The following is a 17,861-nucleotide window of genomic DNA, read 5'->3' as shown; positions in this document are numbered from 1 at the left end:
GAATGAACATCCTTCTTCTGGGTTCCGGCGGCCGCGAACATGCGCTCGCCTGGAAGCTGGCGCAATCCCCGCGCTGCGACACGCTGTGGGCGGCGCCGGGGAACCCGGGTATCGCGCAGCACGCGGCCTGCGTCGCGCTCGACGCGGCCGACCATGCCGCCGTGCTCGCCTTCTGCGAGGAGAAGGTGATCGGGCTGGTCGTCATCGGCCCCGAGGCGCCGCTGGTCGACGGGCTTGCCGATTCCCTGCGGGCCGAGGGCTTCGCCGTGTTCGGGCCGAGCAGGGCCGCGGCGCAGCTGGAAGGGTCCAAGGGCTTCACCAAGGATCTCTGTGCCCGCGCCGGCATCCCCACCGGCGGCTACGAGCGCGTCGCCAGCGAGGTGGACGCGCTCGCGGCGCTGGAGCGCTTCGGCGCGCCGGTCGTCATCAAGGCGGACGGCCTGGCCGCCGGCAAGGGCGTGACGGTTGCCTTGACCTTGGAGGAGGCCCGCGCCGCGGTGCGCGAGATCTTCGGCGGGCGCTTCGGCGAGGCAGGCGCGGAAGCGGTCATCGAGGAGTTCCTCGAGGGCGAGGAAGCGAGCTTCTTCGCGCTGACGGACGGGTCCACCATCCTGCCCTTTGCCTCGGCCCAGGACCACAAGCGCGTCGGCGACGGCGATACCGGCCCGAATACCGGCGGCATGGGCGCCTACAGCCCGGCGCGTGTGCTGACCCCTGAGCTGGAAGGCGAGGCGATGACGCGGATCATCGCGCCCACGGTCCGCACCCTCGCCAACGAGGGCTCGCCCTACTCGGGCGTCCTGTTCCTGGGCCTGATGCTCACCGCCAAGGGGCCGCAGCTGATCGAATACAACTGCCGCTTCGGCGACCCCGAATGCCAGGCCATGCTGATGCGCCTCGAGTCCGACCTGGTGGAACTGCTCCACGCCTGCGCCGAAAATCGGCTGGCCGCCATCGAGCCGCCGCGCTTCTCGGACGACTTCGCGCTGACCGTCGTGATGGCGGCGAAGGGCTACCCCGACACGCCCGAGAAGGGGGGCGCGATCGGCGGCGTGGCCGAAGCTGAAGCCGGGTCCGAGGCCGAGGCCGTCAAGGTCTTTCACGCCGGGACTGCGCAGAAGGACGGTGCGCTGGTCGCCAACGGGGGACGCGTGCTCGCCGTCACCGCGCGGGGACCCAGCGCGAGCGCGGCACAGGCGCGGGCCTATGCCGCGGTCGATGCGATCGCGTTCCCGTCCGGCTTCTGCCGCAGGGACATCGGCTGGCGCGAAGTCGCGCGCGAGAAGGCCGGCGCCTGACATGCTGGCGCGCGTCGACCCGATCCTGAAGCTCTGCCTCGCGGTCGGAGCGCTGCTCGCCGGCGCTGGAGTGGGCTATTACTACGGGATCTTTCTGCCTGCACAGGACGTGCGCCGCCAGACCCTCGCCATGGCGGAGAAGCAGGCCAAGGCGGCGGAACAATCCCGCGCGCTTGCCGAGCGAGCCCGGCGCGAGCAGGCCGCGCAGAGCGAGTACGAGGGCTGCGTGGCTTTCGCGGAGACGTCCTACCGCCAGCGCTGGACCCAGGCATGCACCGCCATGCACGACGCCGACCAGGCCGCGTTCGAGGACTGCGCAGACGACCTGTTCAGCAGCGAGCGCGGTTGCCTGGCGCGGCGGCCGATCCGCCCGGCCCAGGACTGCGCCCTGCCCAGCGAGACGGCGCAGGCGCTGGCCGCCGCCCGCGACGAGCGCAAGGGACAATGCCTGGGCCAGTTGCAGGCCGCGCAGCAGGGCCGTAGCCTGCCGCAGGCGGACGAGTCCGGCTCCTTGCGCTGAACGGCGTCAGGACGCCTGGCTCTCCACCAGCAGCCGCACCACCAGCGCCAGTCGCCGCGCATCCTCGCGCGCGAGGTGCTCCTGGGGCAAGCGCCGCTTGGCCTCCTCAAGGGCGGCAACGACCTGCGGACGGGTGAAGCCACGGTCCTTCAGGAACTCACCCAGGTAGCGCACCGAGAACGGCAGGGCCGCGCCGGCTCCTTGGCACAGCACTTCCAGCCAGTACTGGTCAAGGTCGGCATCGGCATAGACGTCGCAGCCCCGCACGAACTCCGCCATCTCGGCCAGCACCTGCGGCGGCGGCACCCCTTCGGTTTCGAGCATGTCCCGGCTGATACGGTGGAGTTGCTCCGCCTCCTCCGACCAGTCCCAGTAGCGCCAGGCTTCGGCCGGCCGGATCAGCCACACGCGGCTTGAGCCGTCGGTTCGCGCTACGGCGACCTCGATCGGAAAGGACTGGCCATACTCGGGCAGGCAGCTCGCTTCGAAGTCGATCAGCGTGGGACAGCTCAAGCCGGGTCCTTTCTCAGTTCATGCGCTCCGCCACGAAGGCCGCCAGGTCGCAGTCCGGCCGTGCGCCGTAGTGCGAGATGATCTCGCTTGCACAGATCGCGCCCATGCGCAGGCAGTCCTGCAGGCTGCGGCCGCGGACATGGCCGTAGAGGAAGCCGGCCGCGAAGAGGTCGCCTGCGCCGGTCGTGTCGACAACCCGCTCGATCGGCTCGGCGGCCACTTCGGCGCGCTCGCCACCAGCCAGCGCCACGGCCCCCTCGGCGCCACGGGTGACGACCAGGACGGGGATGCTGGGCGCCAGCATGGTCAGGCCATCCTCGAAACCGGACTTGCCGGTGAGCGCCGCCATCTCGTGCTCATTGCAGAACAGCACGTCGATGGCGCCGTCCGCGATCAGCGAGAGGAAGTCCGCGCGGTGGCGGTCGATGACGAAGGTCTCGGACGGAGTGAAGGCGATCTTGCGACCGGCAGCGCGGGCGGCGACGATGGCCTTGCGCATGGCCGCGCGCGGTTCCTCCGGATCCCAGAGGTATCCTTCGAGATAGAGCACCGCCGCGCCGGCCACGGCTGCGTCGTCGAGCGCCTCGGCCGGAAGGTAGTGCGAGGCACCCAGGAAGGTGTTCATCGTGCGCTGCCCATCGGGAGTCACGAAGATCAGGCAACGCGCCGTCGGCGGATCGCCGGCGCGCGCGGGCACCGCGAAGTCGATGCCGGCGGCGCGGATGTCGTGCGTGAAGACCTCGCCGAGCTGGTCCTGCGCGACCTGGCCGATGAAGCCGCACTGGGCGCCCAGCGCCGCCAGCCCGGCCAGCGTGTTCGCGGCCGAGCCGCCCGAGATCTCGCGCGCCGGGCCCATTGCGGCATAGAGCGCGCGCGCCTGGTCCGCGTCGATCAGCATCATGCCGCCGCGGGCCAGGCCGAGCTCGTCGATGCGCTCGTCCGAGCAGTTGGCGATGACGTCGATGATGGCGTTGCCGATGGCGATGACGTCCAGCCGGGGTTGCGTCATGTGGAGGAGAAGTCCTTCAGTCGTGTCGGGAAATAGCGGTTGATCCCCGCGAGTAGCGCGCGGCCTGCCGCTCGGCAAGCGTCGCCGGGGCGCAGCGGCGTTGACTTGGCGGCGGCGGCGGGCAATTCCCACGGCGACCATGAGCATCACGACCTTTGCCCCCGCCCGCCCAGCCCGCCCGCACCTGCGTGCCCCGTTTGCCGCGGCGCTGCTGGCCATGGCGCTGGCGGCCTGCACGGGCGGCGGGGGCAGCGTGGCAAGCGCACCGTCCCCGGGCAAGCGCATCAAGGGCGTGCCGACCGTCCGTCAGCCCGCCCGCACCGCTCCACGCGAGGCGCAAGTGCAGATGGCGCCCGGGCTGGAGGGTGTCGTCGGCGCCAGTCAGGGCCAGCTGGTGCAGCAGTTCGGCGCGCCCCGGCTCGACGTCTGGGAGGGCGATGCGCGCAAGCTGCAGTTCACCGGCAGCGCCTGCGTGCTGGATATCTTCCTCTATCCCAGCGCCTCCGCGCGCGAACCCCACGCCACCTACGTCGAGGCTCGCAGGGCATCCGACGGGCAGGACGTCGATCGCGCGGCCTGCGTCGCGGCGCTGCGGCGCAGGTAGAGGTCCTTTCCGAGGTCCTTCCCGGGCGCCGTTCCCGAGGGGCCGCTTCAGGTGGGCCGCACCGGCAGCAGCACGTCTTCCGGCATCGTGCCCGCGGCATCGACGTGCCCTTCAGGGTCGGTGTGGATGAGTATCTCGGTCTCGGGGAAATCCCGCGCCAGCCGCGCCTCGAGATCATCCATCACGCGATGCGCCTCGCGGATGGTCATATCTCCGTCCACCCAGATGTGGAACTGAACGAAGTCCTTGTCGCCCGAGGTGCGGGTGCGCAAGTCGTGGACGCCGGTGATGTCGGGATGGCGAGCGAGGACCTCCAGGAAGCGCCGCTTCTTCGCCTCCGGCCATTCGTGGTCCATCAGCTGGTCGAGCACCTGCTCGGACGCGGTCCAGGCACCCCACCCGAGCCAGGCCGCGATGCCGAGGCCGAACAGCGGATCCGCCCCGGAAAGGCCGGCGAAGCGGTCGAGCGCGAGCGCTGCGATCACGGCCAGGTTGAGCAGCAGGTCCGACTGGTAGTGGACGTTGTCGGTCGAGACCGCGAGGCTGCCGGTGCGGGCGATGACGTGGCGCTGCCACATCAGCAGCGCCAGCGTGACCAGGATCGCGGCGAGCGAAGCGCCGATCCCCGCACCCGCCGCCTGCACCCGCGCGCCGGCCAGGAACTGCTCCAGCGCGCGGCTGGCGATCCCCAGCGCCGAGATGGAGATCAGGACGATCTGGAACAGCGCGGCGATCGCCTCCGCCTTGCCGTGGCCGAACCGGTGCTTGTCGTCCGCCGGCTTGGCCGCCACCCAGACGCCGATGAGCGTCGCCACGCTGGCAATCAGGTCCAGCGTGGTGTCGGCCAGGCTCCCCAGCATCGCGGTCGAGCCGGTCGACCACGCCGCCCAGCCCTTGATCGCGAGCAGCAGCGTCGCTGCGGCGATGCTCGCGAGCGCGGCGCTGCGGTTGAGGCGGCCGTGGGCGGTGGTCATGGGTAGAGCAGCGTGCTCGCCCAGCCCTCGGCGCTGTGCTCGAAGCGGCGGCGCTCGTGGAGGCGGTGGGGCCGGTCGTGCCAGAACTCCATCGCGAGCGGGCGCACCCGCCAGCCGCTCCAATGGCGCGGACGCTCGACCTCGCCGCCCTCGAAACGCGTGCGCGCCTCTTCGTAGCGCGCCAGGAAGGTGGCGCGGGAATCGAGCGGCGCCGACTGGTCCGACGCCACCGCGCCGAGCTGCGAGTCGCGGGCACGCGAATGGAAGTACGCGTCGGCCTCCGCCTCGCTGACGGGGGATAGGACGCCCTCGATGCGGATCTGCCGGCGCAGGCTCTTCCAGTGGAACAGCAGCGCCACCTGGGGATTGGCGGCGATCTCGCGCCCCTTGCGGCTGTGGCCATTGGTGTAGAAGACGAAGCCGTCGGCCCCGTAGCCCTTCAGCAGCACCATCCGCACCGAGGGGAAGCCGTCCGGCGTCGCAGTCGCCAGCGCCATCGCGTTGGAATCGTTGGGTTCGGTTTCGCGCGCTTCGTCGTACCACTGCCCGAACAGGGCAATGGGATCGCCGTGCGGGATGACTTCGCGAACCTGTTCGGCGTCTGCTGCGCCATCGGTGGGGGAATGCGGGGTGGTCACGTCTGCATCTGTCCTGGACTGGAGTTCAACGCCTGCCGGGCGGGGCGGTTGCGCCGGGTCTGGCTCGAGCCGGGCCGGGCGGGGCCGGACCCAGCGGGAGCCGGCCCTGGGGTAGGCTCGGTCGCGGGGCCGCGCAAGCGATGGGGGTCCCTTGTCCAAACCGGTGTCGCAGCCTAGCTAGGCAATCGTTATGGCAGCAGATCCTTATACCACCCTGGGCGTGCCGCGCGGCGCAAGCGAAAAGGACATCAAGTCCGCCTACCGCAAGCTCGCCAAGGAACTCCACCCCGACACCAACAAGGACAATCCCAAGGCCGCGGAGCGCTTCAGCGAGGTGACGCGCGCCTACGACCTGTTGTCGGACAAGGCCAAGCGCGCCCAGTTCGACCGGGGAGAGATCGACGCGGAGGGCAATCCGACGATGCCGTTCGGCGGCGGCGGCTTCGGTGGGGGCTTCGGCGGCGGGCCTGCGGGTCAGCGCGGCTTCTCGGGCGGCTTCGGCACCGAGGAAGGGATCGACCTGGAAGACCTGTTCGGCGGCATCTTCGGCGGCGGTTCGCGCGGCGGGATGGGCGGAATGGGGGGCATGGGCGGGGGCCGCGCGCGAGGCGCACCGCGCGGGGCCAACGTCAACTACCGGCTCGCCGTCCCGCTGACCGACGCGGCCGAGCTCAATCCGCAGCGCATCACGCTCTCCGACGGCAAGACCATCGACCTCAAGCTTCCCCCCGGGCTGGAGGACGGCACCCAGATGCGACTGTCGGGGAAGGGCGAGCCCGGTCCCGGAGGCGCCGGCGATGCCATCGTCACCATCCAGATCCAGCCGCACGCGTTCTTCCGGCGCGAGGGCGACGACCTCAGGCTCGACCTGCCGATCACGCTCGACGAGGCGCTCGCGGGCGGGAAGGTCAAGGCGCCCACCCCGTCCGGCGCGGTGATGCTTTCGGTTCCGGCCGGCGCCAGCTCGGGCAAGGTGCTGCGGCTCAAGGGCCGGGGCATGACGCGCAAGGACGGCAGGCGCGGCGACCAGCTCATCACCCTGCAGATCGCCCTTCCGGAGCCCGGCACGGAAGCCGGCGCCGAGCTCGCCCGCCGCCTCGAGGGCTGGAGCGACGGGCGCGACGTGCGCGGCAAGCTTGGGGTCTGACGGCCCGCCCGCCTCCGCGGTCCCCCCGGCTGCGGCAGAGCCGGGCGGCGCCCCGCGCCACGAGCTGCTGCGGAGCAAGATCACGCGCGACATCCGCGAGAGGGCCGGCCCCGGCACGCGCGTCTTTCGCGTGGTGATGCGCGTGCTGGCGGGGACCTGGGACGACGGCTTCATTCACGCCGGAAACCTGGCCTACATGACGCTGCTGGCCCTGTTCCCCTTCTTCATCGCCCTGTCCGCCATCTTCGCGGCACTGGGCGAACAGGACCAGATGGGCGCCTCCATCGATGCGGTGCTGCGCGCCCTGCCCCCGCGCGTCGCCGAGGTGCTCAGCCCGGTCGCGCATGACGTCGCCGCGGCGCGGCATGGCTGGCTGCTGTGGGTGGGCGGCCTGTTCGGCCTGTGGACCGCAGGCAGCCTGGTCGAGACGATCCGGGATATCCTCCACCGAGCCTATGGCGTCACGAAGCGCTCCCGCTTCTGGCGCTCGCGCCTCCTGTCGAGCGCGCTGATCTTCGGCTCGGTGCTGCTGCTGCTGATCTCGCTGTCCTCGCAGGTCCTGATCTCGGCGATGGAGTCGATCGTCGCGGTGCTGTTTCCCGGGCTCGACGCGCTTTCGGAGCAGATCACGATCTCCGGCGCGGTGAGCGCAGGCGCCCTGTTCGGCTCGATGTACGCGCTGTTCTACCTGCTCACCCCCTCCGCATACCAGAAGCGCGGCTTCCCCAAGTGGCCCGGCGCGGCGCTGGTCACCGGGTGGTGGCTGGTCGTCGCCTACGGCCTGCCCAAGGTGCTGCAGACCTTTTTCATGTACGATCTGACCTACGGAAGCCTCGCCGGAGTGATGATCGCGCTTTTCTTTTTCTGGCTTGTCGGACTAGGGATGGTGGTAGGCGCCGAGCTTAACGCGGCGCTCGCGCAGGCGCCGGAGGGGCAGGACCCGTCCGGGAGCCCCGCCACGGTCCCAGGGCCGAACGACAAGGACGTTACAGGAAGAAACGAATGACCGGTCTGATGCACGGTAAACGCGGCCTGATCATGGGCCTCGCCAATGACAAGTCGCTGGCCTGGGGGATCGCCAAGAAGCTGCACGAACAGGGGGCCGAGCTGGCCTTCTCCTACCAGGGCGACGCTCTCGCCAAGCGGGTGAGGCCGCTGGCGGAGAGCCTCGGCTCGGATCTGCTGATCGATTGCGACGTGTCGGACATGGCGGCGCTGGACGCCGCCTTCGCAACGCTGGCAGAGCGCTGGGAGACGATCGACTTCGTCGTCCATGCCATCGGCTTCTCGGACAAGAACGAGCTGCGCGGGAAGTACGTCGACACCAGCCTCGACAACTTCCTCATGACGATGAACATCTCCGCCTACTCGCTGGTGGCGGTGACCAAGCGGGCCGTGGCGGTGATGCCGCAGGGCGGCTCGATCCTGACGCTGACGTACTACGGCGCCGAGAAGGTCGTGCCGCACTACAATGTCATGGGCGTCGCCAAGGCAGCTCTGGAAGCCTCGGTGAAGTATCTGGCCAACGACCTGGGGCCGCAGAACATCCGCGTCAACGCGGTCTCGGCGGGACCGATCAAGACGCTGGCTGCCAGCGGCATCGGCGATTTCCGGTATATCCTGCGCTGGAACGAGCTCAATTCGCCGCTTCGCCGTAACGTCACCATCGAAGACGTGGGCGGCGCTGGGCTCTACCTGCTGTCGGATCTCGCCTCGGGCGTGACCGGGGAAACGCATCACGTCGACTGCGGCTATCACTTGGTTGGCATGAAGCAGGAAGACGCGCCGGACATCGCGCTGGCGTGAGCGGAACGGGCAAGGGCGCGGGGAGAACCCCCGCCCTCCCCGTCAGCCGCCCGCCCCGTCAGCCGCCCTTCGGCCTTCGCTGGCCTTGGCGGGTGCGATCGCCTCGATCCTGACCTTCTCGGGCGCGGTGGCCTTGAGGAACAGCTGCCAGGACGAGATCGCCAGGACCGCCGCCAGGAGCGGCTGCAGCACCCGCTCCGGCGCGTGGGAGGACAGGTAGCTGCCCAGAACCACCCCCGGTATCGAGCCGATCAGCAGGTTGGTCAGCAGCACCCCATCGACGTCGCCCATGACCCAGTGCCCCATACCCGCGATCAGCGCGAGCGGCACGGCATGGGCGATGTCCGAACCGACGATGCGCACCACCGGGCGACCGGGATAAAGCACCAGCAGCACCGTCACGCCGATCGCCCCGGCACCCACCGAGGAGATCGAGACCGCCACGCCGATGAATGCGCCCAGCCCCGCCGTGCTCCACAGCACGGCCCGGGGCGAGCGCACCGCGTCGAAGTCGTGCGCGTGCCGGAACAGCCACTTGCGGCCGATCACCGCCAGCGAGGTCAGGGCCAGCAGCACCGCCAGCGAGAGCAGCACCAGGTGCTCGGTCTGCGGGCCCGGCGTGCCGAAGCTCGCGAGCGCCAGCAGCGTCAGCAGGGCCGCGGGGACGCTGCCGATCGCCATGCGCTTGACGATCCCCCACTCCACCGTCTCGCGCGAGCCATGCATCGCGGAGCCGGCGATCTTGGTGATCGCGGCGAACAGCAGGTCGGTCCCCACCGCGGTCTTGGCGCTGACGCCGAACAGCAGGACCAGCAGCGGCGTCATCAGCGATCCGCCGCCGACGCCCGTCAGCCCGACCAGCGCGCCGACGAGCAGGCCGGCCACGGCGTGGAAGACGTCAATCGTATGCAACATGCCCATCGCGCCTGTGATCCTCCTGGGCGCGGTGGCTGCAAACGACCCCTGCCTTTCTGACGAGGCGCGTTTTCAAGCGGGTTTGCCCGAGGGAGGCAAGCGCTTTCGGCGGGCACAGATGTCTGTCAGCCGTGCGGGCAGGAGCCCGCAGCGCCGCCAGGTTTACCGGGGCGCGGGCGCCGGAGGGGCCGTGCCTTCGGCGGCGTCGCGTTCGGCCTGCTGGCGCTTCTGCTGCTCAAAGTAGGCGCGCTCGGCCTCTTCGACCCGGGCCTGGTCCTCGGCCGCCTGCGCGTCGATGGTGGAGAGGCGCTTCTCGCGCTCGGCGGCGATCAGTTCGCTGAAGCGGACTTCCGAGCCGTTCTCGCGCTCCGCATACGCGCGGTCGATGAGCTGCTGGGTGCAGCCGAGCGAGCCGCCCGCACCAACGGGCGAACAGCTCATCGTCCCGAAGGCGCCCACGGTCTCATAGGCCTGGACCTTGTTGCTCCAGGCTTCCGCCTGCGGCTGGTCGATGCCGCGCAGCGGCTCGGGGATGCGGTACCGCTCCTCCTCCGGCTTGCGTGCGCAGACGGTGATCTCGCCCCCGCTGGAAGCCGGACAGACGTCCTCACCATAGACGATGAGCTGGTTGACCCGCTCATCCCCTCCGCCGTTGGGCCTCGCGTCGGAGGCGTCCTGCGCATGGGCCGGGGCGGCCGCCAGCGTCAGGGCGAGAGCGGCGGCGAGGGAGAGGCGGATCATTGCGGAAGGCTCCACGGTGGACTTGGCGGCACACCCCTATAGGTGCCCTGCGGCTTGAACGATAGCTTAAGCGGCAACGCTCGCCTTGCAATGGGACAACCCGCGGACGCCTAGATCCGTTCCGACAGCTTGATGGCGACCCGGCATCCCATGCGGATGGCGTGGAACAGCAGCGGATAGGCGGGCGCTTTCTCCGCACCCGCGGCGAGCGCGGCGTCGCGGTGCTCGCGCTCGTCGTCGCGGAACTCGCGGATCACCGCCCCGAGTTCGGGATCATCGGTGCCGAGCGCGTCGAGCTGTTCAGTGTAGTGGCGATCGATCTCGGTCTCGACGGCGGCGGTGCAGGCCATCGCCGCCTCCGGGCCGATCAGCGCCGTCGCTGCGCCCAGGGCATAGCCGGCGGCAGACCACACCGGCTGCAGCAGCGTCGGCCGGACGCCCCGTTGCGCGAGCAAAACATCGAAGCGCGCCTTGTGGTCCGCCTCCTGCTGCGCCATGCCTGCGATCTCGGTCGAATGCGGCGCCCTGGCCCCCATGACGGCGAGCTGCCCCGCATAGATCCGCGTGGCCCCGTACTCGCCGGCCTGGTCGACGCGCAGCATTCGCGCGCTGCGCTTGGTGAGGGGATCCATGGTCAGGCCTTTCCGCTGCGGGCAATGAGGCCGAAGACGGCAAGCGCCCCGGCCGTCGAGAACAGGAAATTCCACCCCGCCAGCGAAACCCCGAACAGGCTCCAGGGCGCCACGTCGCAGCGGATCAGCGGTGCGTTCATGATCGCGGCCAGCGGATCGCCGCCGGTGGCCAGCGGGCTTGCGGTGCAGGCCGTCACCCCTTCCCACCAGCCATACTCGACGCCGGCGTGGAAGCCTCCGATCAGCCCCGAGACGAGCACGGCCAGCGCCGCCACCGCCACCAGCGGGCGGACCGGGCGCCAGAAGAACGCGAGAGCCGCCAGCGCGATCGCGAGCATGTGCGGGTAGCGCTGCCACCAGCACATCTCGCAGGGATGCAGACCGAAGACGTACTCGCTGACGAGCGCGCCTCCGAGCAGCGCAACGGGGACGGCCAGCGCCAGCCAGCGGGCGGCGCGCACGGGAGCGGCGACGGGGACGGCCATCCGATCTTGCCCGGTACCGCGGGTCAGTTCTTGGCCGCCGCGGCGAGCGCCGGCCGGCCGGCCGTGCGCTGCAGCGTGCTGATCGCGTAGTGGAGCTGGAAGTCCTTGATCCCCTGCTTCTCGAGCTCGGCCGCCGTCATCTTGAAGCGAGGATCGTCGCGCTTGTCGGTCTCCAGGTCCTTGTCCTTGAGCGACGCCTCGTTGATCAGGTGGCCGCGCAGGTCGGATTCGCGCACCGCGCGCTCGGCCCGGGCCCGGGCGTCCGGGTCGGAAAGCTGCGGCACCTTGATGTCGGGCACGATGCCGCCCTCCTGCACCGAGTGGCCCGAGGGCGTGAAGTAGCGCGCGGTGGTCAGCTTGACCGCGCTCTTGGCGTCGAGCGGCAGGAACGACTGCACCGAGCCCTTGCCGAAGGTGCGCTCGCCCATCACCACGGCGCGGTGCTGGTCCTGCAGCGCCCCCGCCACGATCTCGGAGGCGGAGGCCGACCCGGCGTCGACCAGCACGACCACCGGCAGCCCCTTAGCGACATCGCCGCGGAACATCGTCTCGGCCCGATAGAACTGGTTCTCGCTGGGATTGCGCCCGCGCTGCGAGACGATGTCGCCGTGGTCGAGGAACAGGTCGGACAACGCCACCGCCTCGTCCAGCGAACCGCCCGGGTTCGAGCGCAGGTCGAGCACCAGCCCGGCCAGCTTGCCGCCGCCCTTGAGCGCCGCCTGCTTCTTGAGGTCGGCGATGGCGCTGTTCACGTCGTTGCCGACGTCGCGCGAGAACTCGTTGACCGAGATCACGCCCACGTTGTCCTTGTACTCCCAGGTCACCGGTTCGAGTTCGATCACGCCGCGCGTGACCGTCACGTCGAACGGCTCGTCGCGGCCGGGACGGAACACGGTGAGCCGCAGCGAGGTCCCCGCCGGGCCGCGCATCCTCGACACGGCCTCGTCCAGGTCGCGCTCGTAGTAGAGCACGCCGTCAATGTGGGTGATGTAGTCGCCCGCCTTCAGCCCCGCCTTCTCCGCCGGGCTGCCCTTGAACGGCGAGATGATCTTCACCGCCCCGTCGTCCTCGATCACCGAGAGGCCGAGACCGGTGTACTTGCCGTCGATCATCGTCTCCAGCCGCTGCAGCGAGGGGCCGTCGAGATAGTTGGAATGCGGGTCCAGGCTGGCGAGCATGCCGTCAATGGCGCCCTTGAGCAGCTTGTCGTCGTCCACCTGGTCGACGTAGTTGTCCTTCACCAGCTCATAGATGGTGAAGAGCTTGTCGAACTCGTGGCTGGTGCGCGTGTCGACTGCGGCCAGGCCGGAAGTTGCGGCGGGCAGCACCGCCACGGCGGATACCAGCAGCGCGGCGCGCAGGAACGGAGCGATCTTCATCGGGCGCATGCCTCTTCATCGTCGATCCGGCGGCGGGGCCGGACGGGGTTCTTGACCGTCATCCTATCGTCCGATGACGGTGAATGCCAGCGGAACGGCGGGTTACGGCGATATGGGGACGCTTTGGCGGGCGGCTAGGCCGTCTGTGCCGGAACGCCCTTGCTAGAGCGATCGGACATACTGCAGGGGATTGACCGGCTCGCCCTGGCGCCGCAGCTCGACCAGGACGCGCGGGGCGCCGGGGCCGGTCGCACCCAGCGGCGCGCCGGCGATGACCGCCTCGCCCACGCTGACGTCCAGCCGGGCGAGGCCGGTGACGAGCGACGTCCAGCCCCCGTCGTGCTCGACGATGACGATGCTCCCGAACCCGCGGTAAGGACCGGCGAAGGCCACGCGACCCGCGGCCGGCGACACCGCCTGCGCCAGCGCGCGCGGCGCCAGCACGAGGCCGTTCGAGCGCGCCTGTCCCGGGGCATCCTCCCCGAAGCCGGTGACGAGCCGGCCGGTGACCGGAAGCACGTAGCTCGACAGTCCCTGCGGCAACGGCGTGAACGGCCCGGCGCCGATCACCCGGGCGTCTTGCGGTTGCGGCGGCCGCATGACTGGACCTGGCAGCGCCGCCAGCTCGGCCCGCAGCGCCGCGAGACGGCCCATCTCCTTCACGAGGTCACCGAGGTCGCGGGCGCGCTCGGCCAGCGCCAGCGCTCGCTCGCTCTCGCGCGCGGCGATGCCGCTGGCGGCGCGGCCCTCCAGCCGCTGGCGCGATTCGATGATGGCGAGCTGCTGCCGGCGCTGGCGCATCTGCACCTGCGCGGCGCTGAGGCCGGCGGCCGCGGCACCCGCCTGCTGCTCCAGCGTGCGGCCGCGCGCGATCGCGGCGCGCAGGTCGGCCGTGCGGCGCTCGACCTGCGGCAACATCGTGTCGAGCACCGCGCGCAGATAGACGGCATCGCGTACCGAACCCGGCCGCAGCAAGGCCAGCAGCGGCGGTCGGCGGGAGAGGCGCTGGAGCGAGCCGGTGAGGCGGGCCAGCGGCTGCTGCTTCTCGGCCAGCGCGGCGCGCAGCGTGGCCCGCTGGGCCGCGATCAGCTGCATCTGCGCGCGTTGGGCGGCGATCTGCGCGTCGGTCTCCTGGATGCGTGCCGCGACCGCGGCAGCCTCGCGCGCGGTGACCTCGGCGGCTCCGGAGACTTCGCGCGCGCGCGCCTCCAGCATCTCGGCACGCTGGCGGGCTGCGGCCCCCTCGCGCCGGGCGGCCAGCAGGTCCCGGCGCGCCCGGGCGGCATCGACGTTCACCTGTGGGCCGGGCAGCGGGGCCGGCTGGGTCAGCGCCTGCGCGGCGAGCGCGCCCGATCCGAGCGCGGCAAGAGTCAGGACGATGCGCGTGGCGGGCTTCACACCGCCGGATTAGGGCAGGCCCGGTTGCGCGCAAAGAGGAGAAATGCCCGGTCGGAACGGGGGCGGGCGTGGGGCCGGGATGCGGATAGCCGCCGCCATCATCGCAGCCTGCATGGACCGGGTCCGTTCGATTCCTGCGGGCGTTCATCCCTGCGGGCGTTCATCCCCGCGGATGCCGGGCGGCCAGGGCGATGCCGGCGAGGTTCTGCTCACGCCGGAGCCAGCGGACCCGGAGCGGCGGCGTAACAGTGGCGAGCGCGACGAACCTGGCGGCGTGGCCGGACGTGTGCGCGCCGTCCTGCAGCGCCCTGTTCGCCCGCCGGATGACGTCCAGGGCATCGCCGATGAGCTCGAAGGAAGGCAGCGCCTGTGCCTGCGCCAGCTCGAGGGCGCGGATCAGGGCCAGCCATTCGGCATCGGCGTTGTCGCCATGCCCGAGATCGTCGAAGAGGTGAATGGTGCCGCGGATCACCACCGCCGCCTCGATCGGGCCGGGATTGGGCCGGCAGCCGCCATCGAAGAACACCTTGACCCGACGCCGCCCTGCCATCAGCCGGACCGGTGGTAGGGGTGGCCCGCGAGGATCGCCGTCGCGCGCCAGAGCTGCTCGGCCAGCATGGCGCGGGCCATCAGGTGCGGCCAGGTCATGCGCCCGAAGCAGAGGAGATGGTCGGCCCCCACCCGCGCTGCGTCGCCGTGGCCGTCGGCCGCGCCAATGAGGAACCGGCATTCGCGCACGCCTTCGTCGCGCCAGCGGCCGAGCAGCGCGGCGAACTCCTCCGAGCTCATCGCCTTGCCGCGCTCGTCGAGCAGGACGTCGCGGCTGGGGGTCTGGATCGGGGGCGGCACCTTGCCGCCGGTATCGGGCAGTTCGCTGTGGCGGAAGGGCCAGCTCAGGCGCTTGGCATAGCGGTCCAGCAGCTCGCCCTCGGGCGAGCGGGCGATCTTCCCGCGAGCGATGATATGCAGCAGCATGGTGCGTCGAGACAGTAGCGCCCGAGGCGCGGGGACGGAGCAGTGTCGCCCGCGCGGATGGCTCGTGCAGGAAACCCGGTCAGCGCTGTGGCCGGGCGTTCACCCTCTCCGCCGCAGTCAAGCGGCGCCGGACGGTCCGTCGAAGCCCCACATCCTTTCCAGGTTGTAGAAGCTGCGCACTTCGGGGCGGAACAGGTGGACCACCACGCTGCCGGCGTCCACCAGCACCCAGTCGGCCGCGGGCAGCCCCTCGATGCGGGGATGGCCGAAACCGCCGTCTTTCATGCGTTCGCCGAGTTTCTGCGCCATGGCGGCGACCTGGCGGGTCGAGCGGCCCGATGCGATCACCATGAAGTCGGCGATGCTCGATTTGCCTTCGAGGTCGATCGTCACGAGGTCCTGTCCCTGGTCGTCGTCCAGGGACTTGAGGACGAGGGCGAGCAACGGATCGTCGCTCTGGACCATCGCCGGGGGCGTGGCGCCGGTCGAGGCCGGCTGTATCTGTGCCTGTGGCATCTTAGTGTAGGTCTGCTCCTTTCAGGGACCGGCCGGGCGCGGTGGCAACCACCGCGCCGTGATCGATCGAATGCTTGGTAAGCCGGGTGCGCAGGAGAAGGGCCAGGCGGCCTCTCACGCTGCGGTTCCGGGGATCGGGTGGTGCGTGACGGCGTCCCGCGAAAGTCCGTTCCGGAACCTTCGTGCCCAGTCCGGATCGGCCTGGCGTATCGCCGTCGCCGACCGCGTATCGGGGTCGAACCGCAATGTCACAAGCGCAGGTGCGCTCCACCTTTCCGGACCGCGAAGACTGGTCAGGGGTCTCCGGAACCTCCCCAGCCAGGCCATCGCGGGGCTCGCGAGGGCGGCGCCATCATACCCCGGACGGGCGATCACCGCAATCGGCATGAGACGAGCCAGACTCCGCCAGTCTTTCCAGCGGTGCAACTGGGCCAGATTGTCCGCCCCCATGAGCCAGATGAAGCGGCGGCGCGGATAGCGCCGCAACAGCGCCCGAAGCGTGTCCACGGTGTAGCGGGTGCCCAGTTCGCGCTCGATCGCGGTGACCCGGATGGGCGCGCGGCGCCCGTGCCTGCGCGCCGAAGCGACCCGCGCCGACAGCGGCGCCATGCCGGCGGCCGGCTTGAGCGGATTGCCCGGGGAGACGAGCCACCAGACCTCGTCGAGTGCCAGCGCGCGAATCGCGAAGAGGGTGATTCGCCGATGGCCGCCATGCGCCGGGTTGAAGCTGCCGCCCAGCAGGCCCGTGACCGGACCGCCGCGCCTTGTGCGTCCGGTCTGCCTCAGGGGCGCGCCTGCCCGCTGCCGCGCACCAGCCACTTGTAGGTGGTCAGGCCTTCCAGCGCGACGGGACCGCGCGCGTGGAGCCGGCCGGTGGCGATGCCGATCTCGGCGCCCAGCCCGAACTCGCCGCCGTCGGCGAACTGGCTGGAGGCATTGACCATCACGATGGCGCTGTCGACTTCCGCCAGGAAACGCTCGGCCGCTGCCGCATCTTCGGTGACGATGGCGTCGGTATGGTGGGAGGAGTGCGCGGCGATATGCTCCAGCGCCGCGTCCAGCCCGTCCACCACCGCGACCGACAGGACCGAATCGAGGTACTCGGTGTCCCAGTCCTCGGCCGATGCGGCGAGGATCCTCGGATCCAGCGCGCGCGCCCTGGCATCGCCCCGCAGCTCGCATCCGGCGTCGAGCAGGCCGGCGACGACGGAGGCGCTCTCCGGGAATTGGGTGTCGAGCAGCAGCGTCTCCATCGCCCCGCAGATCCCGGTGCGGCGCATCTTGGCATTGAGCGTGAGCCGACGCGCCATGTCCCCGTCGGCGGCGGCATGGACGTAGGTGTGGCAGATGCCGTCCAGATGGGCGAGCACCGGCACCCGGGCGTCGGCCTGGACGCGCGCGACGAGGCTCTTGCCGCCGCGCGGCACGATCATGTCGATCAGGCCCGCAGCCGAAAGCATCGCGCCCACGACCGCCCGGTCCTGCGTCGGCACCAGCTGGATCGCCGCGGCCGGCACGCCCACGCTTTCGAGCCCGCGTGCGAACGCAGCGCGTATGGCCCGGTTGGAATGGAGCGCCTCGCTGCCACCGCGCAGCAGCACCGCATTGCCCGAGCGCAGGCACAGCGCGGCCGCGTCGGCGGTCACATTGGGGCGGCTCTCGTAGATGATGCCGATCAGCCCGATCGGGATGCGCACCCGCGAAAGGCGCAGGCCGTTGGGACGCTCGGCGCGCGAGATCACCTCGCCGACCGGATCGGGCAGCGTTGCCACCTGGTCCACAGCCGCGGCTATGCTGGCAAGCCGGCCCGCATCGAGCCGCAGCCGGTCGAGCAGCGCCGCCGACAGTCCCTTCTCCTCGCCCGCGGCCATGTCCTGCGCGTTGGCGGCGAGGATCTCCGCTTCCGCGGCTCGCAACGCCTCGGCCGCCGCCTTCAGGGCCGCGGCCTTTTCCTCGTCGGCCAGCCGGGCGAGCACCCGCTGCGCAGCGCGGCCGTCGCGCGCCAGGTGCTCGACCAGCGCCTCGGGCGCGAGGCTGTCGGGATCGGGGCGAACAGGGGTCTGCACGGTCATGCCGAAGGCCTAGCATCCCCGCCCCGGATTGTCACCGATCGACCCGGCATCAGCCCCGCGACCCGCGATTCGCAGGCCTGATCGCTGCGGGTTCCGGACTTTTACTCAATTCGCCGCGTGACCCGCTCCGCTGGACCCGATTCCGCAAGGCCGCGCGGCAAGCCGATTCGCCATGGCGAAGCGTGCCTGCTAGCGGCCGCTCCGGGACTGGGACAATTGATTGCAAGCGGGGTCGTTTT

Annotated in this window: 21 protein-coding genes; 6 read left to right on the top strand and 15 right to left on the bottom strand. The window is 70.7% G+C overall.

Annotated features, from left to right (window positions below; translation table 11 throughout):
• Window positions 1-2 precede the first annotated feature (2 nt).
• Entirely contained in the window at window positions 3-1,298 is a 1,296-nt protein-coding gene (purD, locus tag ACFFJC_RS18665; RefSeq protein ID WP_379488902.1) for a phosphoribosylamine--glycine ligase, read from the top strand.
• A gap of 1 nt (window position 1,299) precedes the next feature.
• Complete coding sequence (locus ACFFJC_RS18660; protein ID WP_379488901.1) at window positions 1,300-1,818, top strand: hypothetical protein; 519 nt, start codon at window positions 1,300-1,302, stop codon at window positions 1,816-1,818.
• A 6-nt stretch (window positions 1,819-1,824) separates the two neighbouring features.
• Here ACFFJC_RS18660 and ACFFJC_RS18655 read toward each other — a convergent pair whose 3' ends face one another.
• Together ACFFJC_RS18655 and ACFFJC_RS18650 are read right to left on the bottom strand one after the other, a co-directional pair.
• A complete protein-coding gene (locus tag ACFFJC_RS18655) occupies window positions 1,825-2,331 on the bottom strand; it encodes a 3'-5' exonuclease (RefSeq protein ID WP_379488900.1) in 507 nt (168 codons plus the stop codon).
• 13 nt (window positions 2,332-2,344) lie between these two features.
• Window positions 2,345-3,340: an adenosine kinase gene (locus ACFFJC_RS18650; protein ID WP_379488899.1), complete on the bottom strand. Its 996-nt coding sequence runs from the start codon at window positions 3,338-3,340 to the stop codon at window positions 2,345-2,347.
• 139 nt (window positions 3,341-3,479) lie between these two features.
• Here ACFFJC_RS18650 and ACFFJC_RS18645 point away from each other — a divergent pair, with 139 nt between their 5' ends.
• Entirely contained in the window at window positions 3,480-3,944 is a 465-nt protein-coding gene (locus ACFFJC_RS18645) for a hypothetical protein (RefSeq protein ID WP_379488898.1), read from the top strand.
• 47 nt (window positions 3,945-3,991) lie between these two features.
• On the opposite strand, the gene ACFFJC_RS18640 is transcribed toward ACFFJC_RS18645, so the two are convergent.
• On the bottom strand, window positions 3,992-4,918 hold the full coding sequence (locus ACFFJC_RS18640; RefSeq protein ID WP_379488897.1) for a cation diffusion facilitator family transporter: 927 nt from the start codon (window positions 4,916-4,918) through the stop codon (window positions 3,992-3,994).
• Complete coding sequence (pdxH, locus tag ACFFJC_RS18635; RefSeq protein ID WP_379488896.1) at window positions 4,915-5,556, bottom strand: pyridoxamine 5'-phosphate oxidase; 642 nt, start codon at window positions 5,554-5,556, stop codon at window positions 4,915-4,917. Before pdxH ends, ACFFJC_RS18640 begins: the two co-directional genes overlap by 4 nt.
• Window positions 5,557-5,746: 190 nt before the next feature.
• On the opposite strand from pdxH, the gene ACFFJC_RS18630 reads away from it, so the two are divergent.
• The 3 genes from ACFFJC_RS18630 to fabI are packed head-to-tail and all read left to right on the top strand — an operon-like array spanning window position 5,747 to window position 8,509.
• Window positions 5,747-6,703 (top strand): DnaJ C-terminal domain-containing protein, encoded by a 957-nt coding sequence (locus ACFFJC_RS18630; RefSeq protein WP_379488895.1) that lies wholly within the window; start codon window positions 5,747-5,749, stop codon window positions 6,701-6,703.
• Entirely contained in the window at window positions 6,693-7,709 is a 1,017-nt protein-coding gene (locus ACFFJC_RS18625; protein WP_379488894.1) for a YihY/virulence factor BrkB family protein, read from the top strand. The genes ACFFJC_RS18630 and ACFFJC_RS18625 overlap by 11 nt, the downstream gene beginning before the upstream one ends.
• Window positions 7,706-8,509: an enoyl-ACP reductase FabI gene (fabI, locus tag ACFFJC_RS18620; protein WP_379488893.1), complete on the top strand. Its 804-nt coding sequence runs from the start codon at window positions 7,706-7,708 to the stop codon at window positions 8,507-8,509. Before ACFFJC_RS18625 ends, fabI begins: the two co-directional genes overlap by 4 nt.
• 42 nt (window positions 8,510-8,551) lie before the next feature.
• Here the strand turns inward: fabI and ACFFJC_RS18615 are convergent, their stop codons facing one another.
• From ACFFJC_RS18615 to ACFFJC_RS18565, 11 genes are all read right to left on the bottom strand, one after another.
• Entirely contained in the window at window positions 8,552-9,430 is an 879-nt protein-coding gene (locus ACFFJC_RS18615; protein WP_379488892.1) for a sulfite exporter TauE/SafE family protein, read from the bottom strand.
• A 156-nt stretch (window positions 9,431-9,586) separates the two neighbouring features.
• Window positions 9,587-10,165, bottom strand: a complete 579-nt coding sequence (locus ACFFJC_RS18610) for a hypothetical protein (RefSeq protein WP_379488891.1) — start codon at window positions 10,163-10,165, stop codon at window positions 9,587-9,589.
• 110 nt (window positions 10,166-10,275) lie between these two features.
• On the bottom strand, window positions 10,276-10,797 hold the full coding sequence (locus ACFFJC_RS18605) for a demethoxyubiquinone hydroxylase family protein (protein ID WP_379488890.1): 522 nt from the start codon (window positions 10,795-10,797) through the stop codon (window positions 10,276-10,278).
• 2 nt (window positions 10,798-10,799) lie between these two features.
• Complete coding sequence (locus ACFFJC_RS18600) at window positions 10,800-11,282, bottom strand: disulfide bond formation protein B (RefSeq protein ID WP_379488889.1); 483 nt, start codon at window positions 11,280-11,282, stop codon at window positions 10,800-10,802.
• Window positions 11,283-11,305: 23 nt separating this feature from the next.
• The gene (locus ACFFJC_RS18595) at window positions 11,306-12,661 is read right to left on the bottom strand and encodes a S41 family peptidase (protein WP_379488888.1); all 1,356 of its coding nucleotides are present in this window, start codon (window positions 12,659-12,661) and stop codon (window positions 11,306-11,308) included.
• A gap of 162 nt (window positions 12,662-12,823) precedes the next feature.
• Window positions 12,824-14,059, bottom strand: a complete 1,236-nt coding sequence (locus tag ACFFJC_RS18590) for a murein hydrolase activator EnvC family protein (protein ID WP_379488887.1) — start codon at window positions 14,057-14,059, stop codon at window positions 12,824-12,826.
• A gap of 160 nt (window positions 14,060-14,219) precedes the next feature.
• Entirely contained in the window at window positions 14,220-14,609 is a 390-nt protein-coding gene (locus ACFFJC_RS18585) for a ribonuclease HI (protein WP_379488886.1), read from the bottom strand.
• Window positions 14,609-15,034 carry a 23S rRNA (pseudouridine(1915)-N(3))-methyltransferase RlmH gene (locus tag ACFFJC_RS18580; RefSeq protein WP_379488885.1) on the bottom strand — a complete coding sequence of 142 codons (426 nt, stop codon included), beginning with the start codon at window positions 15,032-15,034 and terminating at the stop codon, window positions 14,609-14,611. The genes ACFFJC_RS18585 and ACFFJC_RS18580 overlap by 1 nt, the downstream gene beginning before the upstream one ends.
• A gap of 117 nt (window positions 15,035-15,151) precedes the next feature.
• Window positions 15,152-15,550: a ribosome silencing factor gene (gene rsfS / locus ACFFJC_RS18575; protein WP_379488884.1), complete on the bottom strand. Its 399-nt coding sequence runs from the start codon at window positions 15,548-15,550 to the stop codon at window positions 15,152-15,154.
• Between the two features lie 114 nt (window positions 15,551-15,664).
• The gene (locus ACFFJC_RS18570; protein ID WP_379488883.1) at window positions 15,665-16,369 is read right to left on the bottom strand and encodes a nicotinate-nucleotide adenylyltransferase; all 705 of its coding nucleotides are present in this window, start codon (window positions 16,367-16,369) and stop codon (window positions 15,665-15,667) included.
• Window positions 16,333-17,622 carry a glutamate-5-semialdehyde dehydrogenase gene (locus ACFFJC_RS18565; RefSeq protein WP_379488882.1) on the bottom strand — a complete coding sequence of 430 codons (1,290 nt, stop codon included), beginning with the start codon at window positions 17,620-17,622 and terminating at the stop codon, window positions 16,333-16,335. Before ACFFJC_RS18565 ends, ACFFJC_RS18570 begins: the two co-directional genes overlap by 37 nt.
• Window positions 17,623-17,861: the final 239 nt, after the last annotated feature.

Source organism: Novosphingobium soli (assembly GCF_042432915.1).
GTDB classification, from domain to species: Bacteria; Pseudomonadota; Alphaproteobacteria; order Sphingomonadales; family Sphingomonadaceae; genus Novosphingobium; species Novosphingobium soli.
The sequence above is the reverse complement of the archived record's forward strand: the minus strand, read 5'-3'. Positions and strand labels throughout refer to the sequence as shown.